The sequence below is a fragment of the Nostoc sp. genome (assembly GCF_036917615.1).
Taxonomy (GTDB): Bacteria; Cyanobacteriota; Cyanobacteriia; order Cyanobacteriales; family Nostocaceae; genus Nostoc.
The window spans coordinates 16721-42121 of record NZ_JBALCZ010000009.1; the positions used below are offsets into that span (position 1 = coordinate 16721).

Here is a 25401-nt window from a genome sequence, read left to right on the forward strand (position 1 = left end):
AGAAGTAAAATCTATGAGCTACATGCATTCAGCCAAGTATTTTAGGCTTTGAGGGGTTAAAAACGAGAAATTTCTGCCTCGTATAGACAATTATGAGGGATTGCAGATTAACCAAGAAATATCTCGTTGTTAAAGGCTTAGTTTGGATTTGATTTCAATTGCAATTAATTATTTGTCTTACCTTGTGCCGACAAGCGAGTAGCTCTTGATTGTGTCGGTCAGCAATAACTAAGAGTTTGGTAAGACTTAAATTTTGGAGAATAAAACCAATGGATATTCAAGGCAAAGTAGCCCTAATTACAGGGGCTTCCCGTGGTATTGGACGAGCGATCGCCCTCGAACTAGCACAACAAGGCATCAAGCGGCTGATATTGGTAGCACGCGATCGCCAAAAGTTAGTCGAGGTAGCTAAGGAAATCGAGGCGATAGGCACAGAAACTGCGATCGTGGCATTAGATTTGACGCAGACAATTGAAGTGAATATCGCTGTTGCTCAACTGTGGCGCAATTACGGGCAGATTCACCTGCTGGTTAATTGTGCGGGAGTCGCATACCAAAACTCGTTTTTGCAATTTAAAATGCCTCAAGTTCAAGAAGAACTCTCTGTGAACTTGTTAGGAATGTACAACCTCACTAGTCTGATCGCTCGACGCATGGTCAGCCAAAAGCAAGGGACAATTGTTAATGTGTCGAGCCTGATGGGGAAAGTAGCAGCACCGACGATGGCGACTTACTCAGCAACCAAGTTTGCGATCTTAGGATTTACCCAAGCCTTGCGCCAGGAACTAGCTGAACACAATATCCGAGTGATTGCATTACTGCCTTCCCTCACAGACACAGACATGATGCGCGACTTAAAATTATTTCGCTGGGTGATCCCCATGACTCCCCAGCAAGTGGCGAAAGCACTCGTCACCGGAATGCAAAATGATTCACCAGAAATTTTAGTCGGATGGCAAAGTCATTTAGCTGTATTGTGTCAACGCCTTGCTCCTTGGTTGCTAGAGCTAATTTTACGAATAGCAACTCCGCCAGCCCCAAGAAAACAACAGCCTCGTGAAAACCTGAGTTTTTTGGCTAAAATTCAGCGTTTTGGCGATTTGTTACTGTTGAGAAAAACTCAATGTCAGGTCAAGTCGCTATAACTATTTATCCCAGCGTTAACACCTTGGATGGTATATCTACCACCAACCGCTGATTTTTTAGCGACTGACGATTAAATAATACTTCTGAGAGTTCCTGTCCCACATGGACAGGAATATCAAAATCTTCTCCACCAACTCGTATTTTTCCTACCTAAATAGGTATCAAATTCAGATCATTTTTATTTAGGGAATAATTTATTTTCTGGAAGTCCCTTAAGTCGTTTAACTTTACCGTTCTGCAACCAAGTAACGCTGACAGTGCCAAGAAGCGCTAATAAGCTGAAAGTAGAAGTAGATTCAGGAACAGACTTGGGATTCTCAATTTTGAGAACTTGTCCAAGTCCAGGGCGATCGCCTCGGTTTGTCACATAAATAGCACCATCAGCACCAATAGTCAAAGCAGTAGGAGACTCTAGTCCACTGCCACTAAGAATAGTTGTGCGAGTTCCATCGGGCGCTATTTTAATCACAGAACCATCTAGATTACCTTTCCAGAGTGACTGATTAGCATACTGCAAAGCATACAAATTACCCTCAGTATCAAAAGCTAAGTCAGTAAGTTGGGTAAAGCCATCGGTATAGACTGTTGGTTTACCATCAGAACCAATTCGGTAGATATTTGCTTTACCTTCGGGAAAAGGAAAACCAGTTAATTGGCTAATATAATAAGCGCCATCTGGGCCTTTGGCGATATTTGTGGGTACTGCTTGGATTTCAAATGGCGATGACGATGCACCAGAGGGAAAAATTGGATTAGTTAATGTCTGCCGAGGAATTGTGGCGATCGCCTTTAAATTACTTCCATCAGTACCTACGCTGAGTAATTCATTAGCACCAGTATCAACTGCAACAATTTTATTTCCATTTCCAAAATTGCAACACATGAATCGGCTGTAGGGACAGGGACGTACATCTGTACGCCCCTACCAACGAAATAAAATAGAACTACTGTATATTTTGTAACAATTACCACAGAAGTCGGATATCCAAACTGTTGACTTACAAAAATTTTGCGGGACTACAAGCCGATCGCAGTTTGGATCAATAAATAAAGTTGCAGATCAAAAATTGCTGGGCGATCGCATAATTAGACATACCTTGTTTCGGAGCAACCAGAAATGCTTTCCTTCCCCACAACTCTTACTCCTTTGCCCGAAATCATTGATGGTTTACCGAATATTTCTGGTTGGGAAACAGAGATTCTCTCTGTAGTTAACCATGATAAACCAGTATTTTTACCAACAACGAATATCCGCTTAGAAGACGTAAATGCTGTGTTTGCGATCGCCTTACACATGCACCAGCCAACTATACCTGCTGGAAATGGTGGTACACTCATTAGCAATCTGCAATATATGTTTGAACATCCCAATGAAGGGGATAACCACAATGCAGATCCTTTTGCTTATTGTTACAGCCGCATGGGAGACTTGATCCCCGAACTCGTAAATCAAGGTTGCAATCCCCGTGTGATGTTAGATTACTCAGGTAATCTTTTGTGGGGACTGCGGCAAATGGGACGCGGTGATGTTCTTGATAATCTTAAACGCATCACTTGCGATCGCACCTATCAACCTTATGTAGAGTGGCTGGGTACAATGTGGGGCCATGCAGTTATTCCTTCCACACCCATAGCAGATATTAAATTGCATATCATTGCATGGCAACATCACTTTGCGGCAATTTTTGGCTGGGAAGCACTAGCGCGAGTCAAAGGATTTTCGCCCCCAGAAATGCACCTACCAAATCACCCTGATGCTCTCTTTGAATTTGTGAAAGCGCTGAAAGAATGTGGATATCGCTGGCTACTCGTTCAAGAACATTCTGTAGAAACAATTAACGGTCAATCTCTTACTCACAAACATTTACCACATCGTCTGATTGCCCGCAATTCCCAAGGCGAAACAATTAGCATTACAGCCTTAATTAAAACCCAAGGTTCCGATACTAAATTAGTCGCACAAATGCAGCCTTATTATGAAGCTAAAACCTTATCAAAACAACAAATAGGCAGTGTTTTTGTGCCACCAATAGTTAGCCAAATTGGAGATGGTGAAAATGGCGGTGTGATGATGAATGAATTTCCTAGCGCTTTTAAACAAGCTTGGTGGGATATGGTCAATAACGGCGGAGGAAAATCAGGTGTTGTTGGGATGTGTGGTACAGAATATTTAGAATTAATAGAAGCGGCTGGATGCAAACCTGAAGACTATCCAAGTTGTCAGCCAGTCGGACAACATCAGATTTGGGAACGAGTTTCACCAGATAATTGTCAACCGGAAGCTGTAGAGAATGCGATTCAAGAATTAAAGCAAATTAACTCTAATTTTCATCTGGATGGAGCCTCGTGGACAAATCATATCAGTTGGGTGAAAGGATATGAAAATGTGTTATCTCCCATGTATCAACTAAGCAGTTTATTTCATCAAAAGATTGATCCATTACTGCAAACTGACTCAGCAGAACCTGTTACCAGACAATTTCACTACCGTAACGTTCTCCTACATAACCTTTTGCTGCAAACCAGTTGTTTTCGTTATTGGGGACAAGGTGCTTGGACTGACTATGCACGGGAAATTTATCAACGTGGCGAAAATTTATTGCAGATGAATTGAACGGGGGACTGGAAGCTAGTACAGTGTGGCGTCAGTTTGCCTATCTTTGACAAGGGGCTTAGAGGATGTTTTAAAAGTCCTATTGTCGGTATCAAAACGTTTTAGATCCTCCTAAATCCCCGCCACTTGCTCATGGGGAAAACCCCCTGTTCCCGCAGTGGCTAAGAGATAAATTGGGGAAATTTGATTCCAGTTCCCCCCTTAAAAAGGCCTGCTCTAATTCCCTCCTTTTTAAGGAGGTTAGGGAGGATCAAGCCTTAACCTAAGCGTAATCAGGCGGAAAAGAAAAAGTCAGGTGAATTGAGATTTTGTTCAAGTAAGTGGGAAGTCTAATTGTAGGTTACTAGGTGCTGCCATCCGAATTGGATTAGCACGCTGGTATTCAAACTTACAATGAGGTAGTTGTGTTTCGAGTTGTTGTTGGTCATAGTGACGATCCTAATTCTCAAAATGCGATCGCTGAAGTTCTTCAAGAATGTAGCCGTTCCTTAGCAGGGTCAACTCCTCAGGCTGGACTTTTATTTACTGCTATAGACTTTGACCATGCGTTAATTTTGCAACGCATCCAGGATGCTTTCCCCGGAATTGAGTTGATTGGTGGAACTACAAATGGAGAAATATCCTCAATTCTGGAGTTTCAGCAAGATTCTCTAACCTTAATGCTGTTTGCTACGGATGAAGTGGAAATTCGGGCAGGTATTGGACGAGGAGCATCTAAAAATCCAGCCCTTGCAGCCCAACAAGCGATCGCACAAGCAAAGGCAAAGAGTGCATCCTTGCCACAATTATGCCTCACCTTTCCCGATAGTCTGACGAGCAATGGGGTCTTGATTTTAGAGGGTTTAAAACAAAGTCTGGGAGAGCATGTTCCGATCATTGGGGGAACGGCTGCCGATGACTATACTTTTGACAAAACCTACCAATTCTTCCAAGGAGAAGTCTTAAGTGATTCAGTTCCAGTGCTACTGTTCTCTGGACAACTACTATTTTCCCACGGAGTTGCCTGTGGTTGGACTCCCATTGGCCAACGTAGCCGTGTAACTAAAGTAGATGGCAACGTAGTGTATGAAATTGATGGACAGCGTGCCTTAGATTTCTATCGGCACTATCTCGGTGAAGAACGATTTGCGACTAACTATGCGATTCATGCCCTGGCGGTTTTTGAGGATCAAGATCATTTCTATATGCGGGCACCGAATGACTACGATCAACAGTCTGGTAGTGTGACGTTCTTCTCAGATATTCCGGAACAGGCAATTGTACAAATTACCGATGTAACTCGTGACAATATTCTGTCAGCTTCTGAGGCATCCCTGAAGAATGCTCTTGCCGATTATCCCGGTGTGGAGCCAACAGCAGCATTACTTATTTCCTGTGCAGCCCGTCGGCGAATTTTGGGAACTCTTGCTAAACAGGAGTATCAGATTGTCAAAACTCATTTACCAAAGGCATTACCTTGTTGTGGTTTCTATGCTTATGGTGAAATTGCTCCTTTAGTGAGCAAAGGTCAAACACGATTTCATAATAAAACGTTTGTAACACTGCTAATAGGGACAAAATGAGTGGTGTATGGATAACCAAGACAATTCCATACAAATCCAAGAGTTGCAAAAGACAAACCGTATCTTGCGAAAAAAGCTGGAACGCTGTGAAGCTGAACGCCGCCAGCTAGAAACTGACATTGCAACAAAGGAATTTTTACTGAAAAAAGTTATTTGTGAGTTAGAAGACTCTCGGACAGACTTGCAGCAAAGAGGTCAAGAGTTAGAAAATACGCTAAATAGTTTGCATAATATGCAAGCTCAAATGATTCAAAGCGAAAAGATGTCTGCCTTGGGTCAAATGGTGGCTGGCATTGCTCACGAAATCAACAATCCTGTTAGCTTTATTTACGGAAATCTCAGCTATATCAGCCAATACACCCATGACTTATTGCGACTAGTCGAGCTTTATCACCGTTACTTCCCCAACCCACCTGCTGAAATTCAAACCGAACGCAAAACCATCGATTTAGAGTTTCTAGAAAAAGACGCGATTATGGTATTGGACTCAATGAATATCGGGACGGAGCGTATTCGGGATATTGTGCTTTCACTACGTAACTTCTCCCGCCTAGATGAAAGTGAGTTCAAAGCGGTGGATATTCATGAAGGCATCGACAATACTTTGATGATTTTACAGCACCGCCTCAAAGCCACTGACAAAAACCCAGAGATTCAGGTCATCAGAGACTACAGCAATTTATCAAAGGTAAAATGTTACGCCGGGCAGATTAACCAAGTGTTTATGAACATTCTAGTAAATGCGCTCGATGCGCTCGAAGAATTCAATACCAAACGGACTTATCAGGAAATCCAGCTTAATCCCAGTGGCATCACGATTCGTACCTCTGTCGTTGATTCACAATGGGTAAAAATTGCGATCGCTGACAATGGTTCTGGAATTCCCGAATCGATTCAAAAACAGATTTTCAATCCCTTCTTTACAACAAAACCTGTCGGTAAGGGAACAGGAATGGGAATGGCTATCAGCTATCAAATTATCACCGAAAAACATGGCGGCAAGTTAGAATTTTTTTCGACACCTGGAAAAGGAACGGAGTTTGTGGTTCAAATTCCTATCCAGCAGCAAGTTTGTAAAGTAATCTAACGCAACGTGATCATGGGTATTCAAACCCTACCCAACCCGAAAAGAAATTCCTCGTTTCCAGTCAAAGACTAGGAACGAGATTTTATCAACCCCAAACAAGCTTTTGCAGACGGGATTTAATCAAACTAAAGGCAATAAAATTTCAAATTTCGTACCGATACCAATCTGTGAATGAAAACTCAATTTTCCACCATGTCTCGCGGTTATAATTCGATAACTTACTGCTAAACTAGTATTTTTACCAGTCTTTGTTTCAAGAGAAAAAGATTCCTTAATTCGCTGTTGCAATTCTTCAGACATTCCAGAACTATTGTCAGCAATGCGAATTAAGATCCAGCGAGAATCTGGTGCATCTGGGTTGCTTGCTTCTTGGGAAATAACTTCTGTCGTAATCTCAATTCGGGCTTTTTGAACAGTCTTTGTATCTTCTAGATGTAACTGCTGTCGCACTGCTTCATTGAGTAAAGTATCCACAACTTCGCTGAAAATATTCATTAAAACTTGGTTTAATTGCCCCATAAAGCAATAAACTGGAGGTAATTGACCGTAGTACTTAACAATTTCAATTTCTCTTTGTAAACGGCTATTAATTAGTAAAATAATACTATCTATGCAGGCGTGTAAATCTACTGGTTTAGGATAAAGCTCATCGATATGACAGAAATTTTGTAAGCTAGTAACAAGTTTTTTTAATCTTTCCGCTCCAGTGCGGATACTAGCAAGCGATCGCGATAAATCTTGTTCTAAAAAATCAAATTCAATATCTTCTTTAATCTGATTAATTGCCTGGGAAGCAGATGGTAACTCTTGGTCATAAGCCGCTATCAGCTTTAGTAAATCTTGGCTGTAGGTTGAGACATAAGTTATGTTACCCCAAATAAAACCCACTGGGTCTAAAATTTCGTGCGCTACTCCGTCTACCAAACCTCCCAGATTTGCCATTTTATCATTTTGAATCATTTGGGCTTGGCTGCGTTCATACCGCACCAGAGTGTCGATTCCCCGAATTTGCCAAGAAATAATATTCAATTCTTGTACATCTAACAATCTATAAGTACCAGATTCTGTTTGTACTACAATTGGTTCTGCTAAGAATTCTGGCGATCGCTTTAAGCTAAGTTGCATCGCAGTTAAAATCGATGTTGTATCAGCAAGCAGCAATATCGGTATCCGCGCATAGCTGTAGAGAACGGCTAATGGTTGCTGAACAAATAACTCTTGTCCATAGGGGCGAATCAAAAATTCTAGCAGTCGTCGCCGCGAAATCATCCCAATGAATTTTCCCTGTTCTACCAAAATTACTCCTGGTAGCAGAGGGTATTTTTCCAAAAAATTAGCCACTTCCATACCAGTGCGGTTGATTTCCACTGGGAAGTTGTACATTGGTAGTTCTTGGAGGGTTGACTCTACATCAAGATCGCGATCGCTACCAACAGACAAAAATGGTGGTGAGATTTGGTAACTAAATTCTTCTGGCACTAGACACCCTGATTTTTACAAAGACAGGTAAACAATAAGTTAATATTTTACATTCTGTCACCCTCTAAATTCGGTTTCGGTTTGGGTATCTACTAAGACTAGCCCTTTCAAGGTGAAAATCGTTTTTATCTTTTGCACAGGAGTTTATCAGAATGTGGAATTACCCTGGCTGCGTTGGTGGGATTTACAAGGTAATTTGTTGTTGAGTGGCGAGGAAAGGGCAGAACAGCAACGCCAAAGGGCTGATCGCCTAACTACCCAATTAGCGTAGACGCGTTGGCGTACCCCTGCGGGGAAGCAAGCTACGCGTAGCGTCTGGTAGAGAAGCGGCTTGTCGTTAGCGATCGCTTGGCATTGAACCAGAAGCCTAATATTTTGCTACGAATTACGAATTAGGTAGTTTGCTTCTCGCCGGAGGCGAGTATTACGAATTACGAATTGAAAAGGGCTGGTGTAAAAGAGTCATCTGTGGCTTAATTTGTTTAGACACAAATTTTACTGCTACCAGGGTAATCACGATGACAAATAAACCTCCTTCCGAACCGGAGTCATCCCAAAGAACTGCCCTTGGCTTTGATGAATTTATAGCCATTCTGGTTGCCTTCACCACTATCGGAGCGATTCTTTTTTGGTCGTTGTCCCGCAGGGATTCTAGCTGGAACTTAAACGGGCTGCTGTCGCCTTCTTCCACTCCGTCTTTTAGTGTTCAACCAAATCAAGTATTGCCCTCCCGTAGTCCCAAGGTAGAACCAAATGCAGTCCCCAACAACGTTTTGCCCTCTTCTCCACCTGAGGCTGTTGTTGAACCCAAGACATCTTCATTCCCTACTAACAGCGCAACTCCTTCCCGCACAGTGTTACCATCTGCTCAGGTAATCCCAACTCAATCCCCACAACCACAGACGCCTGTATCCTCTTCAGCAGGACTGGAGTCATCAATTACATCATTAGCATTGCCTTTAGTAACTCCGGCAAAACAAAAATCAATCATTCCCCCGCCAATTGCATTTAACGATGTGCCGAATAACTTCTGGGGTCGGCGTTTTATAGATGTTCTTTCTTCCCGTGGTATTCTCAAGGGGTTTCCTGATTATTCTTTTAGACCAAATCAGCCTGTAAACCGCGCCGAATTTGCTGCCATACTGCAAAAAGCCTTTGACCAAGAACCGTCTAAGACTGCGATCGCATTTCAAGATGTACCAGCAAAATTCTGGGCAACTCCAGCAATTGACCAAGCCATCAGTGCCGGATTTCTCAAAGGCTACCCGAAAAAAACCTTCAAACCACAACAAAATATTTCGCGAGTGCAAGTTTTAGTTGCCCTTGTTAGTGGGTTGAATTTGAAAGCACCCACTTCCCCAAATCAGATATTAAGTGTCTATAAAGATGCTAAAGATATTCCAACCTACGCTAGCAGCAAAATAGCCGCTGCTACAGCCAATGGTCTGGTAGTTAACTATCCAAATCCCCAAATTCTTGCTCCCAACAAAGTAGCTAGTCGGGCTGAAGTTGCGGCGATGATTCATCAAGCTTTAGTAAAACGGGGCAAGTTGGAGGGAATCTCATCTGAAAACATTGTGCGTAGGCCTAGCCCGCCGCAGGCATCGCCCAGCGTCTTCCCAGGACTTTCGCGCACTCCAAACCAGAATCTAAAAGGGAACTTGTCCGCAGGAGGCTCGTCTCAGTGAGCTTGGTAGGGAAAGTATTCAACAAAGAGGCAGAGGATCACAGGAGAAAAATTCTTTATTGCTCCCCTCCTCCCCTGCTTCTTAGTCAAACCCTGCGGCGGAATTGAAAATTTGTCTTGGAAAGTTCTGTATCCTTCTCCTGAGAGAGACGCGCAAGGGACGGGATGGCCCAGCTAGACGCTCTGGTGCGGACGCTCTTACTAGCTTGCTTGTATTGTAGGGGTACTGTAGGGGTACGCGGACTCGTTGGCGTAGCCTCTTCTCTACCTTGGGCTGCGCTATCGCCGGAAGCGGCGCTTAGACTTTCCGCAAAATTAGAAATTCAAAAAAAATTCTTAATTTTGAGAAAAGTCTGATCTAAGTCTTCCTTTGTAGGACTTACGCATCAAGTACGAAATATAGGCGCAATTCATGAATTGCTCCTACGGTAAATCAAGGCTTTCACTGCCTTTTTGCGTAAGTCCTGCTTAGATCAGAACAGGGCGTGATTTTGAATTAAAGCATTTGCCTAGCGTCTTTGCAGGAGAAGCAATAGTCAGATATTAAGCTTCTGGAATTTCTTTACCGACCACTTGTGATTTCAGAGTGGTGATTTCACTAGTTAACTCTTTCCTGGTTGAGGCTTTGAGTAAATAGCGGTAAACAAACCAAGCAGAGTAACCAATACCAATCAACTCAAAAGTAGGTGCTACCAAGGGGATATCATTCAAAGCATCTAATATTGCCAAGAGTACTTTAACCCCAACAATTGATCCCACAATTAAACCAACAGTAACCAGGGGTTGCTTATATTGATTAAAGAAACTTCCCAGATAGTCTGGCAATGTTGCTAAAAAGCTAGAAATTTGCTCACCGTATTTTAGCCATTCATCTTGAGACTGTGCGGAAGGCTGGAGTTTGGTGATAGTTCCCGTCTGGCTGTTGATCTCTGCCACTGTAGTCTCTTTAGATGCGGTTTCCGTAAATTCTTGTTCTGGCATTTTCAGTCCTATATATTTGACAGTTGAGTTTTTCTAATCTGGATAATTACAACCAAAAGGCTGTTGATTAGGTAATGCACAAGTGCATCAATACAATTGGGTAAAGGGCACAAAAGGGTTTTGTGTCCTATAACCATAATTGCCCCGTAATATCTACTGCATCAACTAGAAGGTAGAAAGTCAGTAGGAGGATAAAACTCAGAAGGCAGCAGGATGTATTATAATCAACTTTCTGAGTTATTTTTTTGAATCAACTGGAATCCTTAGGTTGTGATTATCCCATTCCGTGTCATTTGCTCATAATCGTACTAAATCTAAGTACAAATCATGCAAAAATCAGTTCACCTCTCATTTATATAAGCCTAAAAGCCGATTTTATCTGATATTAAAGCTATCTTAAGCCGCCTTCGTCAATTAACGCATTCGTATTGATATTAATATGTAATAAAAGTTTTTGTGTATTCACATAGACTAGACTTTAGAACTATTTTATGATATGTGTGCCTGGGGAGCAAGGGAGCAAGGGGGAAATAGCAATGCCCAATGCCCAACGAATATTAGAGCTTTTGTTTTTTTCCTGATTGTATTAATTTCATAAGGAAGCTGTAAGGTAGAGTAGTGGCATACCTGATGGCAAGAACTCATTGCTATCAATTGTATATTGAGGAAAGTGGTGTGGTAACGATAAGACGGTCTCAGACAGGTCTTTAGTGCAGGAAATTATTCGTTGTTGCTGAAAAAAGTGAATTCTGTTCGCTGTCAGTAAGTGTACTTAGAAACACTGCTATCAAAACCACTCATAACTATATAAGGTTATGCTAATTATCTAGTAAGCAATTATTTGCTCTTGCTATAAAAGAAGATAATGTAGATGTTAATCACCAATTGAAGTGGTTGCACAAGCTAGACTGATTTAGTGATTTTTGTGGGAAGGCAAGGAGGTTTGAGAAATGCTTTCCTCAAAAGCCAACCCCTATCGACAACAGTTCAGAAAGCAAAAAAGTGTCAGCCGAAGAGCCATCGACAGACGAACTCCCGACTATAGAGTTTCCCTCACGAGGGAAACTCAAAGCCAGTTCTTGGCGCATCCATCAAAAAATTGGCTATGGGTACTTTGTAGCTATCGGAATTGGCTTTTTTGGCTCACTGACTGGATTAGTGATCGCCAACTACTACCGGGGAAGGGAAGTCAGGCAATTCAATCAAGCCTATCAACAAGGACAACTACTGAGTAATTATAAAGATGCAGTAGTAGGGGCGCAATTACATAGCTCTAACCTAGTTGCTGTATTGGAAAATTCACAACAGCTGCAAAGCAAAAAAGCTGATTTTCTGAAGAATGTTGAAAAAGCCAAGGAACTAGAGTCAAAAATTGCCGGGTTTATCGATAGTAAACCTCAAAGACTAGCAGCAACAAGTTCGACTTTACAGATGTTATTGCTGGATTACAAGACTAATTTAAAAGCTTACGTTGACCAAATCGAGGTCGTTTTAAAGAAAATTGACTCCCAACAAGTGCAGCAGAAGCAAATTTCTTCTGCCCGATCGCAGTTATTGACAATTATGCGTGGTGAAACAGCCATGCGGCTAGACCAGCTTTCTCAAAGCTTGACTAACATCCTGCAAACTGCTGAAGATCAAGAGCAAGAAAGGCAAAAAGCCGTTCAGCAGGCAAAAGTAGTTGAGCGATTCATTGTGATCATAAGTATGCTGGTTTCAGTGGCGATCGCAGCTATTGTAGCGTGGCGTACTAGTCGAGCGATCGCTGAACCAGTGATTACTGTCACCCAAGTAGCTGAACAAGTTGCAAGAAAATCTAATTTCGATTTGCGAGCTCCTGTCACCACTGAAGATGAGATTGGCCTACTCGCCAAATCTCTAAATCGTCTGATTGAGCGAGTATCTGAACGAACAAAAGAACTACAACAAGCTAAAGAATTAGCCGAAGCTGCTAGCAAAGCAAAAAGCGTATTTTTGGCCAATGTCAGCCACGAATTACGCACACCATTAAATGCTGTGATTGGCTTGAGCCAACTTTTAGAAGAGGACGCCACCGATCTTGGTTTATCGGCAGACTTTATCACAGATTTAGAAACAATTAACTCTGCTGGTAAGCATCTACTGCACTTAATTAACGAAATCCTCGACTTGTCAAAAATTGAAGCCGGGAAAATGGCCCTCTATCCAGAGACATTCGAGATTGCGACGCTGATTCATAACGTTGTCCTCACAGTCAAACCAGCTATAGAAAAAAATGCCAATGTTTTAGAAGTGGATTTTGATCATCAACTTGGCACTATGTACGCCGATCAGACTAGGATGCGGCAGGTGTTGTTAAATTTACTAAGCAACGCGAGTAAATTCACTACAAACGGCAAGGTGACGCTGACAGTTAACAGAGAAAAGGATGAATTACGACCAGAGGTTCCTTTGGGGATGATTACTTTTACCGTTACCGACACAGGTATAGGTATGTCTCACCGTCAACAGCAGCAGTTATTTCAACCTTTTACACAAGGAGATACCTCGACGACGAAAAAATACGGTGGTACAGGACTGGGGTTGGCAATTAGCCGCCACTTTTGCCAGATGATGGGTGGTGAGATTATTGTCAAAAGTCAGCCGGGAGTCGGCTCTACTTTCAGCATTCGTCTGCCAATGACTGTGCAGGATTGAAGGAGGTAGGAGACCAATACTGCTCTGTTCAGAAATTTATCTGTCGAGGTAAGCAGTTCTTAAGCAGGGGAAGTAGGGAAGCAGGGGAGGAAAAAACACTTATCCGAGTAGTGTTGGGCAGGAGGTAGGGCACAGGGCTTAAGTCTTCAGACAAGGATTTCTTTATAGCTGTTCTCATTTAGATGCAATGTAGTGGCACACAGCTAGCTGTGTGCCACTACGAAAAACCTGTATTCTGTGCAACTGATAAATGCTATTGACCTGGGCTGAAACTGTCTTCAATACAAGAATTTTGAATTGTTTAAGTGTTGATAATCCTCTGCCGAATTAGGTAATGATATTCACCTTCCCTGTATCCAAGTCGTAACGACCCCCGACAATTTTCAATTTGCCCGATTCCACTTGCTTAGTTAAAAGCTGCGATCGCTTTAACCGTTCAAGTTGATATTGCACATTTGCCACCACAGCATTTTCAACCGCGTCACCCGACTGACTCTTGACCTTTTCCACGGCTGGCTTAATTGCCTTAACAAAAGTACCAATGTCACCGAGTAACGATTCGTCTTGTACAGCTGCGGTTACAGCCCCACAACGCTCATGACCCATTACCATCAGCAGCGGAGAACCTAACAAGACAACTGCATATTCAATACTGCCGATCGCTTCAGGGGTGGCAATATTTCCGGCAATCCGAACATCAAAGATGTCCCCAATACCCTGATCAAAAACAATTTCTGCGGGGACTCGTGAATCCGCACAACTGAGAATAGTTGCAAACGGATGTTGAGCTTGAGCAACTTCCTGCAACCGCAGCGCAGATTGATCGGGGTATTGGGGTTTATGAGTAATAAACCGCTGATTCCCCTGCATCAGCTTTTGCAAGGCTGCATCGGGACTGAGGGATTCAGGGGAGGTTGAGGGTATTTCGGCAGCTTTAGCCTGTTCAACCTGCCAGAGTAAATCGCTGGCAGTTAACATCATTCCAAACGCCCCAGTCATCCCTAACTTTAAAAAGTCACGACGTTCCATGAAATGCTTCATTGAATTTATAACTCTCCTAAATCGACGCTATACATCTGACAGAGCGAATTTCCATCACATCCGAAACGTAGCAAGTACCTCCGAACTTGTTGAGAAGTGGTTTGATATTTTCTACAACACGCTTGAGTTCTTCTGGCATACAAAACGCGAGGACGTAAACATTATCAAGCATCGTCATGTCTAAATCTTCTGTCGTTCCTCGTAATCCTTTACCAGCAACATTTCGGATTACGGCATGGTTATGTACACCCGACTTGTCTAAATTATCTAAAATTTTGGCAAGCTCAAAGGAGTTGGCAATAATTTCTATCTTTTTAACTACGTGCATATTATTACCTCCAAAATAGGTTAATTCCGTAGAGATATAACGGAATTCCCACAATAATATTGAATGGGAAAGTCACTGCTAGAGCGGTAGAAACATACAGGCTGGGATTTGCTTCGGGAACAGTCATCCGCATAGCTGCTGGGACAGCAATGTAAGAAGCACTGGCACACAATACAGCAAACAACAGCGAATCTCCGCGAGGCATACCGATGAATTTGGCAATCAGCAACCCAATACCTGCATTGAGTATAGGAATTAGTATGGCAAATAAAATCAGGAAAACTCCGGTTTTTTGCAAGTCTTTAATTCTTCTAGCAGCGACTAGTCCCATGTCCAGTAAAAAGAAAGTGAGAACGCCATAAAATAACCCTTGAGTAAAGGGTTCTAATACATGCCAACCGCGTTCTCCTGTCAAGACACCTATTAATAGACTACCGACTAATAGAAAAACTGAACTATTAAGAAATGCTTCTTGCAAAACTTCCGGCCACGAAAAGTCCCGCTTTCCATCGGCGGTGAATATATTCACCAAAATTAGACCTACTATAATAGCTGGAGATTCCATCAGGGCAAGGGCTGCCACCATGTAACCATCAAAAGTAATCCCAAGCTCAGTTAAAAAAGCGCTAGCTGTGATGAAGGTGACGGCACTGATAGAGCCGTAGGTTGCTGCGATCGCAGCCGCATCGTAAGTATCCAATTTCAACTTCAGGATAAAAAAGGTGTAAATTGGAACAAGACAAGCCATCATCATTGCTGCCGCGAGTGTGAGGATTACTTCCTGAGTTACACCGCTTTTGATTAGTTCTACCCCTCCTTTAAAACCAATCGCAAGCAGCAGATACAACGAAAAGAGTTTGGGCACTGGTGCGGGAATTTCTAAATCAGACTTGACAAAAACAGCAGTCATGCCTAAAAAGAAAAACAGGATTGGCGGATTCAAAATATTGGATACAATTAAGCTCAGATCCATATCCACCTCTCCTTGTATTGGTTAAACCTGAAATTAAAGAAATTTTTCATCTTTAAAAATTTAACGTTGTTGAATCGTGATGTATCGTGTATTACTACCCTATGTCAATTGGGTACTCAAGGAGTGAATCGTCCTATTGGTGACAATACTTATTGGTTAGGTGTTAAACAGCGCTGAGAATATAAAAAGTGAGAGCTTGCCCAACATTTTTTGATGTTGGATTCCCCGTCGCTGATCTTACGACAGAAAGTGTAAGAAGAACTCGCGATCAACCTATTTAGCGTCGAAAAAATTAACGTATTTTAGGGGCAATTCATCTAGACGCAAAGCGGCTTCCCGCAGGGTATTGCTTCTACACAAATTCTATAGTTTTGTAAATTTTTGGCGTAAATCCTGGATAGATGATGCTCGATCGAATTGTCCTCAATTAGCAGTAATCTAGGCTTAATCGTCAGGACAGCAGAGAATTTTCAGGAATACAATCAATCATGCAATCGACAAAAATTAGGCTGTACGATTTGGCAGGGGCTGAGGACAATCGCCGTTTTAGCCCTAACTGCTGGCGCGTGCGGCTGGCTCTACTCCATAAGGGATTGCCCTTTGAAACTGTACCTTGGCGTTTTACTGAAAAGGAAACTATTGCCTTCTCTGGACAAGGTAAGGTGCCAGTAATAGTCGATCGCGAGCAAGTTGTTTACGATTCCTGGGCGATCGCTCAATATCTGGAAGAGAATTACCCTCAGTACCCATCACTATTTGGTGGAGAAGTTGGAAAGTCGTTATCCCGATTTACAACTGATTGGGTGGAAGCAGTACTCAATCCTGAAATTGTGCGATTGATTATCACAGATATTTATTCGCACCTACACGAAAAAGATAAAGACTACTTCCGCCAAACACGCGAAAAGGCTTTTGGTGCAACATTGGAGGTAATCTCTGCCGACCGAGAACAACGAGTTGTCACCTTTGGTAATAGCCTGACCCCACTGCGTCGAACTCTCCAGCATCAAACCTTCCTAGCTGGACAAGCACCAGCTTGGGCAGATTATGTGGTGTTTAGCGCTTTTCAATGGGCACGTAGCGTTAGCGCATTTCCCTTACTTGTAGCAGACGATCCAATTTTTAGCTGGCGCGATCGAATGCTTGATACTTTTGATGGCGAACCTCGTAAGGTCTTAGGATATGAGTCGTGACATAGAGTACCATTCTGGTTAAGAATATTGCCACACAATCTTTATTGACCAAGTTTCGTTAGGATGTTGTAACCTGGGCAATAGCGACTCTCTATTGATGTAACACCAGGCGTAGGCGTAGCCCGTCGTAGACATCGCTTTTTCATATCCATGACAACAACCATCGACGTTCTCAGTCACCTTAACCCTAGCCAACGTCAAGCTGTCGAACATTACTGCGGCCCGTTGCTAGTTGTTGCTGGCGCAGGTTCCGGTAAAACACGAGCGCTGACTTATCGTATTGCCAATCTGATTCTGAAACACCGCGTTGATCCAGAAAATATCCTGGCGGTTACTTTTACCAACAAAGCCGCACGGGAGATGAAAGACCGGATTCAACGGCTGTTTGCCGAACAACTGGCAATGAAGGAACACGGTCAGCGTTTTGATTTGTTGACAGAATATCAACAAACACAATTGCGATCGCAAGTTTACAAAAACACGATCAAAGACTTATGGTGTGGCACTTTCCACAGTCTATTTTCTCGCATTCTCCGCTTTGATATCGAAAAATATGTAGACGAAAAAGGACGCCGTTGGAATCGCAATTTCTCAATCTTTGATGAATCAGATGTGATGACTCTGATCAAAGAAATCGTCAACAAACAGTTAAATTTAGACGATAAGAAGTTTGACGCCCGCTCTGTCCGCTACGCTATTAGTAACGCTAAAAACCAAGGTTTATCACCCCAAGAATTTGAGCAAGAACAACCCAATTATCGCGGACGAGTAATTGCCCAAGTCTACAATTTATATCAAGATAAGTTAGCAGAAAACAACGCTCTCGACTTTGATGATCTAATTCTCGTACCTACTAGATTGTTTCAGCAAAATGAGCAAGTATTGGGTTACTGGCATCGGAAGTTTCGCCATATCCTCGTAGATGAATATCAAGATACCAACCGCACTCAATATCAACTAATCCACTTATTAGTTACTAATGGCGAAAGCAGAAAGAGCGAATGGCAATGGCAAAATCGCTCAGTTTTCGTTGTCGGGGATGCAGATCAATCAATTTACAGCTTTCGGATGGCAGATTTCACCATCTTGTTGGGATTTCAGGAAGACTTTGGTGATGGTTTGGTAGATGATGACACCCGAACGATGGTTAAGCTGGAAGAAAACTATCGTTCTTGTGAAAACATTCTGCAAGCGGCTAATGAACTGATTGAAAATAACACCCAACGGATTGATAAAGTCCTCAAACCAACGCGGGGGCCGGGTGAACAGATTACTTGTCACAAAGCGGATAATGAACTAGAAGAAGCCGACTTTGTAATTCATCAAATTCGCACTTTAGAACAGCAAAATCCAGAGTTGAACTGGGGTAGTTTTGCCATACTTTATCGGACAAATGCCCAATCTCGCCCCTTTGAAGAATTGTTAGTGAAATATCGAATTCCTTACACAGTTGTGGGGGGAATGAGATTTTACGATCGCAAAGAAATTAAAGATGTCATTGCTTATTTAAGAGCGATCGCTAACCCATCTGATACAGTCAGTTTATTGCGAGTCATCAATACTCCCCGCCGGGGAGTTGGCAAAACCACTATTGATGCTTTGGTGAACGCCTCCCAACAATTAGGGACAACTTTGTGGGAAATACTCAGCGATGAAACATCAGTTAATACATTAGCTGGACGGGCGACAAAAGCGGTGAATAGCTTTGCTGCAATGATTAGCCGTTGGCAAGGACAAATCGGCACGCTTCCCGTAACTGAGGTTTTACAAGGAATATTAGAAGACTCTGGTTATGTTCAAGACTTGATGAGTCAAGGCACAGATGAAGCCACAGATCGGGTACAAAACGTCCAAGAACTTTTTAACGCCGCACTGCAATTTCAAGAAGAAAACGAAGAGGTTTCCCTTCAAGACTTTCTGAGTAGTGCTGCCCTCAGTTCCGATTTGGATAATTTAAAAGAAGGGCAAACAGCCGTTTCTTTAATGACTTTGCACGCTTCCAAAGGTTTGGAATTTCCCGTAGTATTTTTGGTGGGATTAGAACAGGGACTATTTCCCGGCTACCGTTCATTGAGTGATCCCGCATCTTTGGAAGAGGAACGCCGCTTGTGTTATGTGGGGATTACTCGCGCCCAAGAGCGGTTATTTTTATCATACGCGCGTGAACGTCGTTTGTATGGTTCTCGTGAACCTGCCATGCGATCGCAATTTCTTGACGAATTACCAGAAGAATTATTATCTACCAAACACCTGAGTCGTCAAAGTTATACTAAAAGTGCCTCTACTCCTAGTGGTAAACAAGACGCAACCCAGAATTGGAAAGTAGGCGATCAAGTATTACATAAAACTTTTGGTGTAGGTGAAATAACTCATGTTTTTGGAACGGGTAATAAGATGTCTGTGGCAATTAAATTTTCCAGCTTGGGACAAAAAATTGTTGATCCAAGAGTAGCGCAGTTGCAACGAGTAGAGTGATGCAACCGCAGATCCCCGACTTCTTTGAGAAATTGGGGATCTTGTTTTTCATATTTCAATTTCTTCAAAGTGTTCAAGAGTGGGAAATGGTTCATAAAAATGATGCAGAAGTTTTTTCCACTCTTGATACTCAGCAGAACTTCTAAATCCCACAGTATGAGATTCTAAACTTTCCCATCTGACAAGTAATAAGTATTTACCTTGGACTTCTATACATCTATGCAATTCATGGGATAAATATCCGTCCATTGAGGAAATAAATTTAGAAGCTTTTTTGAAAGCAGCTTCAAAATCGGATTCTAGACCAGATTTAACATGAAGCATAACTGCCTCAAGAATCATAAAATTTTGCGTTGATAATTAAGCTAATGTTATTTAGTATAAGGTGAATGCGATGCTACGACGGGCTACGCGTACACACACTTTCTTGAATCAAAAATAATTCTTAAAAAAATAGCTAATAGCAGCACAAAACGGAGTATATTGACCGTTAGCATCCAGTTGCTCATAACCTTGAGCAAGTAGCTGTATTTCTGCTTCAGTTAAACCGTCAGTAGCAAGCAATGCAGCGTCAATTGCTAGCCTACGCATATCTTGTAGCTTGCTGATATTGAGTGCAAGCTTCTCAATCGTTTCTTTAGCAGCAAGATTTTTATCTAGATCATCTGTTGGTAAAATTTCGCCAGAAGCAGGGTATTTAAAAAAATCAGCGCAATTTGAGATTAAGGGTGAAACTAATAAATCTTCCTCATACCAATTATTTTTTTTATGTCCACAATGTACTGGTACACGAGGTTTTTCTTCATCTTCTCCTTGACATGAAATCATTAAATTCATGTATTCAAATGTCAATGTTGTATACAAACTTTTGGGTTTGAAGTGTTCTATATGGGATTCATTCCCCTTGAGAGAAGCACCACAATAGCAACATATGTAACCCTGTTCATGAAGTAACGTTTCATGCAGATTACTTTTCACAGCTTGCTTAATTTTTGTCCAGAGAGTTGTCTTATTAGTTCGCCTGTTTTTCCATTCTGTAAAACTACTTGGCTCTTTACACTTTTGAATATATTTCATCGATTAAGAATTTCCTTTCGGCGGATAAGTACATCTGCTTTCACAAACTCTGGTTCATTAGCTCCAATTTCTGCTGCTAAATATTGACGTAATTTCCTAGCGTCTTCCAAATTTCCCGCATCAATTAGCCTAAACAGTTCCAAAAGACTTTTCTTAATATCCTCGCGACGACTTCGATCGTCCATCACATTTTCTAATATATAATTGCTATCTCTCCCATAGGAACTTTCTGGATGTTTAGCAATAACACCCATATCAGTATTTTCTAAAATATAAATTTCTGTAGGTTTAACATCACTAATTACCTGAGGTGAATGGGTAGTAACAATGAATTGACAATGAGGGAATGTTTTTGTCAAAGCTGGAATAATTTCCCGTTGCCAGTTCGGGTGTAAGTGTAGTTCAATTTCATCAATTAAAACAACACCACTACCTTGGAGTGGATCTGGTAAACCTGGGTTGGCAATTGCCAATCGTCTTGCTAAATCTCCCACCATTGCCAGCAAGCATTTTTCACCATCAGATAGCTGATTAACTATAAGTTCTTCACCTTGTTTTTGTACAGTCATCCTCATCAGCGGGGAACGACGCACGCGTAAATTAGAAAAACTCGGTATTAATGAAGATATGGCTTGCCTCACTGATTCTAATTGCCTATCCCGATAACTAGAATTGTCTTCTAGCCGTAACTCATTCTCTAAATCTTCTTGTTTTTTAAACCATTCAAAGAATATTATGAACTCACTTCCTACTCCTCTAAGTGCATTTTCATAGACATCTATTTGTTCAAATGAATGCTTTGTGCGAATCTTGAAAGGAATATCTAGTACTGCACGATTTGTGGAATAATAAACTAAAACAGGAATATTGAACTGATCAGATGTATGTAAATCTTTTTTAATATTTTCAGCGGCCTTTGTTATAGCTGACAGGTTGCTGCTAGTATCTTTGCTTCTTCCTTTCCGAACTTTTGTTAAAGACCATATTGCTTCTTCAGCATTCAATGAGATAATAATTTCGTTATGTGTTTCCTTTTGCCCATTAGTAATGTCTTCCTCACAAAAGAGTCTTCCAGAAGGTGTTGAGTGTTGAATTGAGCTTGTAAAACGCGATAAGAGAATAGCAAGGCAGTCAAGAATACTCGATTTACCCACCCCATTAATACCAATAAGTACTATTGGCCCTCTTTCATCGAACTCAAGCGTCAAATCACCGATTCCACGGAAGGATTGCATTTTAAGACGCTTGACTTTCATCATAATTACGCTGATTTTAATTGAATAATGCCTTTATCAAAAACGCGATTATCAGTAGCGATCGCACCAACTTCTATTCTATCTTTATACACCTCATAAAAGGCAAAACTTAAATCACTGGTGGAATACTCTGTCCACTCGGAACGCCCTACAGGACGATTGCCTGCACCTGCGCCACAAATTAAATAAGTTGTACCATCAATAGCACGAGTCCGTTCATAACTATGTTCGTGGCCATTGATATAAAGTTGAACACCGTATTTTTGAAATAGAGGAGTGAAAGTTTTAATAAAACCTGGATTACTCCCATACTGACCCGATGAATAAATCGGATGATGTCCAAACACCACTTTCCAAGGAGCTTTACTAAGACTTAATTCTTTTTCTAACCAAGTTAGCTGATTTTTCCAATCAACATTACTATTAGTATCTAAAGCGAAAAATTGTATTTGATTACGTTTAAATGTATAGTAACGTCCCTTCATATTAAAGCCAGCATACTTGACTTGGGGATCACCATTAGCAGTACGAATATCGTGATTACCTAAACAAGCCTGAAATTTCACACCTTGCTTTAGTAAAGCTTGGTAGGGACGCTCAAAAACTGCATTAATTTTCTCAATTTCACCGTCGTTGTAAATATTGTCTCCGGCTAAAACTACTAAATCATAAGGATTTTTCTTGTGATAGGCATTCATTGCTCCAGCCACAGCATACTGCCCTTTAGCCCCAGTCCCTGTATCTGCAACAGACACAAAACGTAATAACAAGTCTTTTTTGGGTGGATTGGCGGCTATAGCTGTTGTTGAATCCGTAATATCAGCACTTTGATGATTTTGGTCAGTTAACATCCAGCCTAAAAATCCTGTACCAATGGCGCTGAGGCTACTTAAAAATAAAAATTGACGGCGTTTCAGGTTCATATATTCACCAAATTTAATAAATAGTTAGTTCAGCAGAAACAATGAGCAATGAAGTGATACATTAAGGCAAAAGAAGGCAGCACCAGTAATAATGTACGTTGTTTGTCTTTGATTCGCTGCTTTTGGTGAAAGTTCCATGTCACAAGACAATCAGTCAAAACCGACGGATGAGCAGGTAACTCAACCTCCCCAAAAACCTTATCAGAGAGTTCAGCCATTTTGGAAGGCTAAAATTATCCAACTTCTCCAAGGGACGATTGGGGTTTTAGAAGTAACGGTGGAGAAACTGGAGACAGCACCCCCACCTGGTAGCGAGGAAACACCCAGTTTTTTCCAGCAGCTTCAGTTGCGGTGGGGTGGACTGTTAAGGACAATCCGCTTGTTTTTACCATCAAATTTGTCAACAAAGTTATCAGATACAGCTTTGACGGGAATTGTTACTGCAATTGCTGTAATTCTCGTTTGGACAACTGCGACTGTTTTTACTGGTAAACCTACTGAAATAGCAACAGTTCCACCGATTCAGGAGGTTCCTGTACCAACACCAATAATAACTACTCCACCGGAGTCAGTCGCACCGGAACCACAGCCGCCACAGCCACCAAAGGAAATTACGCCGCCGCCAGAAGTACAAACTACCCCACCAACGCTGGAAGCAGAACCAGAACCAATTCCCACGCCAACGCCAACTCCGACACCAACCATAGAATTGACACCAGAACAAGCCTTGATTGCGGCTATTGAAAATCAGGTAGCCGAAACTAGCGATCGCATTGCCTCTGGTCTGATAAAGTCAATTCAAGCCAACTTCCGCACCAGCAATCTTACAGTCAAAATTAGTGACGATTGGTACACTCTCAAGGAATCTCAGCAGGATAAACTAGCTGCTGAGATATTACAACGTTCTCAAGAACTTGATTTTACCCATTTAGAAATTCTTGACTCCCAGGATAGGCTGATAGCGCGTAACCCAGTTGTTGGTACTGAAATTGTGATTTTTAAACGGCAAAGAACAAGTTAAAATAATTCGTAATGACGCTCAATGTCTCGCTACCGCAACTCTTGGAGACGCTAGGCAAACGCTAACGTAATTCGTAATTAAGTTTTGTAATAGGGATTTAGAAAAACCATACCCTTTTTTGCGTAAGCGTAAAATGCTTGTTTCTCTCCACTGTAAAATTACCGAAAAAGGTTGTAATATTTAGCAGCTAAGTGTATTTTAGAGAGTGGCTTGTCTAAAAAGCTTTAATAAAAAATAATTTCAGCATATTATAAAAAGCGTTGAATTGATATCCATCAATTCAAGCAAAGTATGTGTTTTGTAAGAATTCATGTAAACATTTAATTTGGACGTTTAACTTGAAGTATTTATGTTAAATAACCTTTCGCTATTGCTCCAAGCTTGTAAAAACTTAAATATCAGCTATGAAATTATTTATCCTGCTGAAAACTTAATCAAAATAGAACTGAATAGTAAACCGTATTATTTTTGTAACTATAGTACTCCATTAATTAATCAAGCAGTAGCACAAATTATAAAAGACAAGGAATATACTTACCATATTTTAAAGACAAAAGTTAAACTTCCTCGGACATTAGGTTTTATTTCCCCTTTTTGTGACATCCAATATAAAATTTATTTGAAATTTCCAACTATTCCAGATATCGTATTAGAAATCAAAGAAAATTTTGAAACACCAGTGATAGTTAAAAGGAATTCCGGTTCCAACGGACATAATGTATTTTTATGCCAGAATCAAGATGAAATTGAAAATGCTTTAAAAGAAATTTTTAATATAAATTTAAAAAAGTATGATGACGTTGCGATCGCTCAAAAATTTATTGACATTAAATCTGAATATAGAGCGGTTTTCTTAAATAAAGAGTTGGTTTTGCTGTATGAAAAAGATATAACTGATGCAAAATTTGTGGGTAACCTCAGTCCTCTTCACTGGGATGGTGCAAAAGCAAAGTATATCAATGATCCACAAATATTGTCAGAGATTGCTAATTTTGCCAGACCAGTTTTTGAAGAACTAGACCTTGATTATGGTGGTTTGGATATTGGATTAGATCGAGATAACCAATATTGGTTGATTGAAATCAATTGTCACCCCCAATTTAGGATTTTCACTAGAGACAATGGAGAAGAGCCTGTGTTGAAAATTTTTGAAAAAATGCTTATTAGCCTAGCCTCAAAATAAAAAAATCCGTACTTCGGTTATCTAATTCATGACTCTGCATTAATTAGTTGCATCTATGGCAATAATATTTGATCCTGCTATTGCGATCGCAATAGAACAAGGAGATTTTGCCCCAAGTCTAACCAAGCCTGATTTTGTATAGTTTCACAAAGAATTGGTATCAGTCCACGACAGATATAAGCTGCCGCCGCAGTTGAGCTTGGAAGTGCTATTATTTCTTGGTTTGGCTGAGTTAGGAGATATTCTAATAACAACAGCGAGAATTTACTTTGGAGTGTAGCATCATTGAGTCCAATAATTTGGCGATAGTGTTCGAGATTTTGGTGAGTGGAGGAATCACACTTAAACAAGTCTCTCAATTTGTAGACAAAAGAAGCGATCGCCTCTAAATTAAATGTCAACCTAGCATTCAGTGCTGAGTAAATTCCTTGCTCCCCTGCTCCCCCGGCGCTAAGTTTCCTACTAAGAGCGCACTAAACTGCTCAGAAACCATTAGCCTAAACCTTTGCTTTTGCCACTCTACAGCTATGCAAATCCCCACCAACACAGTTTCTGTCAGTACCAGAGCGGCACTTCCCACCGTTTGAGCCATCTGCTCCAACAATTCCCAAGCTGATTAAATACAACAATAGGCAAGGTTCAAGAAAAGCTCAAATCAGGAGAACTAAACATTTTCAATCATTTTGGTAAGAGGGGGCT

Annotated in this window: 22 protein-coding genes and 1 pseudogene; 11 read left to right on the top strand and 12 right to left on the bottom strand. The window is 41.3% G+C overall.

Annotated features, from left to right (window positions below; translation table 11 throughout):
• Positions 1–269 precede the first annotated feature (269 nt).
• Positions 270–1145, top strand: a complete 876-nt coding sequence (locus V7K85_RS00850) for an SDR family NAD(P)-dependent oxidoreductase (RefSeq protein ID WP_334810775.1) — start codon at positions 270–272, stop codon at positions 1143–1145.
• Between the two features lie 179 nt (positions 1146–1324).
• Here V7K85_RS00850 and V7K85_RS00855 read toward each other — a convergent pair whose 3' ends face one another.
• Positions 1325–2029, bottom strand: a complete 705-nt coding sequence (locus V7K85_RS00855) for a ScyD/ScyE family protein (protein ID WP_334810776.1) — start codon at positions 2027–2029, stop codon at positions 1325–1327.
• A 234-nt stretch (positions 2030–2263) separates the two neighbouring features.
• On the opposite strand from V7K85_RS00855, the gene V7K85_RS00860 reads away from it, so the two are divergent.
• The 3 genes from V7K85_RS00860 to V7K85_RS00870 all read left to right on the top strand — a co-directional run bounded on the left by V7K85_RS00860 (position 2264) and on the right by V7K85_RS00870 (position 6409).
• Positions 2264–3760, top strand: a complete 1497-nt coding sequence (locus tag V7K85_RS00860; RefSeq protein WP_334810778.1) for a glycosyl hydrolase family 57 — start codon at positions 2264–2266, stop codon at positions 3758–3760.
• A 404-nt stretch (positions 3761–4164) separates the two neighbouring features.
• On the top strand, positions 4165–5322 hold the full coding sequence (locus V7K85_RS00865) for an FIST signal transduction protein (RefSeq protein ID WP_334810779.1): 1158 nt from the start codon (positions 4165–4167) through the stop codon (positions 5320–5322).
• A 7-nt stretch (positions 5323–5329) separates the two neighbouring features.
• Positions 5330–6409 (top strand): sensor histidine kinase, encoded by a 1080-nt coding sequence (locus V7K85_RS00870; RefSeq protein ID WP_334810781.1) that lies wholly within the window; start codon positions 5330–5332, stop codon positions 6407–6409.
• A gap of 120 nt (positions 6410–6529) precedes the next feature.
• Here V7K85_RS00870 and V7K85_RS00875 read toward each other — a convergent pair whose 3' ends face one another.
• Positions 6530–7888, bottom strand: coding sequence for a sensor histidine kinase (locus V7K85_RS00875; RefSeq protein WP_334810782.1), 1359 nt, complete (start codon positions 7886–7888; stop codon positions 6530–6532).
• Between the two features lie 139 nt (positions 7889–8027).
• On the opposite strand from V7K85_RS00875, the pseudogene V7K85_RS00880 reads away from it, so the two are divergent.
• Positions 8028–8159, top strand: a pseudogene (locus V7K85_RS00880) (Uma2 family endonuclease); the annotation flags it as partial.
• A 247-nt stretch (positions 8160–8406) separates the two neighbouring features.
• Positions 8407–9576: an S-layer homology domain-containing protein gene (locus tag V7K85_RS00885; protein WP_334810783.1), complete on the top strand. Its 1170-nt coding sequence runs from the start codon at positions 8407–8409 to the stop codon at positions 9574–9576.
• 542 nt (positions 9577–10118) lie between these two features.
• Here the strand turns inward: V7K85_RS00885 and V7K85_RS00890 are convergent.
• Positions 10119–10556, bottom strand: a complete 438-nt coding sequence (locus tag V7K85_RS00890) for a CAAD domain-containing protein (protein WP_334810784.1) — start codon at positions 10554–10556, stop codon at positions 10119–10121.
• A gap of 1002 nt (positions 10557–11558) precedes the next feature.
• Between V7K85_RS00890 and V7K85_RS00895 the strand changes: the two genes are divergently transcribed.
• A complete protein-coding gene (locus V7K85_RS00895; protein ID WP_334810785.1) occupies positions 11559–13232 on the top strand; it encodes a sensor histidine kinase in 1674 nt (557 codons plus the stop codon).
• 327 nt (positions 13233–13559) lie between these two features.
• Here the strand turns inward: V7K85_RS00895 and V7K85_RS00900 are convergent, their stop codons facing one another.
• From V7K85_RS00900 to V7K85_RS00910, 3 genes are read right to left on the bottom strand one after another with little or no spacing between them, the layout of a single operon-like run.
• Positions 13560–14261: a carbonic anhydrase gene (locus V7K85_RS00900; protein WP_334810815.1), complete on the bottom strand. Its 702-nt coding sequence runs from the start codon at positions 14259–14261 to the stop codon at positions 13560–13562.
• 28 nt (positions 14262–14289) lie between these two features.
• Entirely contained in the window at positions 14290–14601 is a 312-nt protein-coding gene (locus tag V7K85_RS00905; RefSeq protein ID WP_334810786.1) for a P-II family nitrogen regulator, read from the bottom strand.
• A 4-nt stretch (positions 14602–14605) separates the two neighbouring features.
• Positions 14606–15574: a sodium-dependent bicarbonate transport family permease gene (locus V7K85_RS00910; protein ID WP_334810787.1), complete on the bottom strand. Its 969-nt coding sequence runs from the start codon at positions 15572–15574 to the stop codon at positions 14606–14608.
• 488 nt (positions 15575–16062) lie between these two features.
• On the opposite strand from V7K85_RS00910, the gene V7K85_RS00915 reads away from it, so the two are divergent.
• Positions 16063–16767 (top strand): glutathione S-transferase family protein, encoded by a 705-nt coding sequence (locus V7K85_RS00915; protein WP_334810788.1) that lies wholly within the window; start codon positions 16063–16065, stop codon positions 16765–16767.
• A 150-nt stretch (positions 16768–16917) separates the two neighbouring features.
• Complete coding sequence (pcrA, locus tag V7K85_RS00920) at positions 16918–19242, top strand: DNA helicase PcrA (protein ID WP_334810789.1); 2325 nt, start codon at positions 16918–16920, stop codon at positions 19240–19242.
• Between the two features lie 48 nt (positions 19243–19290).
• Here the strand turns inward: pcrA and V7K85_RS00925 are convergent, their stop codons facing one another.
• From V7K85_RS00925 to V7K85_RS00940, 4 genes are all read right to left on the bottom strand, one after another.
• Positions 19291–19584, bottom strand: a complete 294-nt coding sequence (locus V7K85_RS00925; protein WP_334810790.1) for an antibiotic biosynthesis monooxygenase family protein — start codon at positions 19582–19584, stop codon at positions 19291–19293.
• A gap of 90 nt (positions 19585–19674) precedes the next feature.
• Positions 19675–20319 carry a retron system putative HNH endonuclease gene (locus V7K85_RS00930; RefSeq protein WP_334810791.1) on the bottom strand — a complete coding sequence of 215 codons (645 nt, stop codon included), beginning with the start codon at positions 20317–20319 and terminating at the stop codon, positions 19675–19677.
• Entirely contained in the window at positions 20316–21578 is a 1263-nt protein-coding gene (locus tag V7K85_RS00935; protein WP_334810792.1) for an AAA family ATPase, read from the bottom strand. The genes V7K85_RS00930 and V7K85_RS00935 overlap by 4 nt, the downstream gene beginning before the upstream one ends.
• Positions 21579–21580: 2 nt before the next feature.
• Positions 21581–22498 carry a metallophosphoesterase family protein gene (locus V7K85_RS00940; RefSeq protein WP_334810793.1) on the bottom strand — a complete coding sequence of 306 codons (918 nt, stop codon included), beginning with the start codon at positions 22496–22498 and terminating at the stop codon, positions 21581–21583.
• 136 nt (positions 22499–22634) lie between these two features.
• Here V7K85_RS00940 and V7K85_RS00945 point away from each other — a divergent pair, with 136 nt between their 5' ends.
• Together V7K85_RS00945 and V7K85_RS00950 are read left to right on the top strand one after the other, a co-directional pair.
• Positions 22635–23519 (top strand): hypothetical protein, encoded by an 885-nt coding sequence (locus V7K85_RS00945; protein ID WP_334810794.1) that lies wholly within the window; start codon positions 22635–22637, stop codon positions 23517–23519.
• Between the two features lie 349 nt (positions 23520–23868).
• The gene (locus V7K85_RS00950) at positions 23869–24702 is read left to right on the top strand and encodes an ATP-grasp domain-containing protein (RefSeq protein WP_334810795.1); all 834 of its coding nucleotides are present in this window, start codon (positions 23869–23871) and stop codon (positions 24700–24702) included.
• Between the two features lie 77 nt (positions 24703–24779).
• Here V7K85_RS00950 and V7K85_RS36330 read toward each other — a convergent pair whose 3' ends face one another.
• Together V7K85_RS36330 and V7K85_RS36335 are read right to left on the bottom strand one after the other, a co-directional pair.
• Entirely contained in the window at positions 24780–25103 is a 324-nt protein-coding gene (locus V7K85_RS36330; RefSeq protein WP_442940529.1) for a hypothetical protein, read from the bottom strand.
• A gap of 8 nt (positions 25104–25111) precedes the next feature.
• The gene (locus V7K85_RS36335; RefSeq protein ID WP_442940530.1) at positions 25112–25294 is read right to left on the bottom strand and encodes a hypothetical protein; all 183 of its coding nucleotides are present in this window, start codon (positions 25292–25294) and stop codon (positions 25112–25114) included.
• Positions 25295–25401 lie beyond the last annotated feature (107 nt).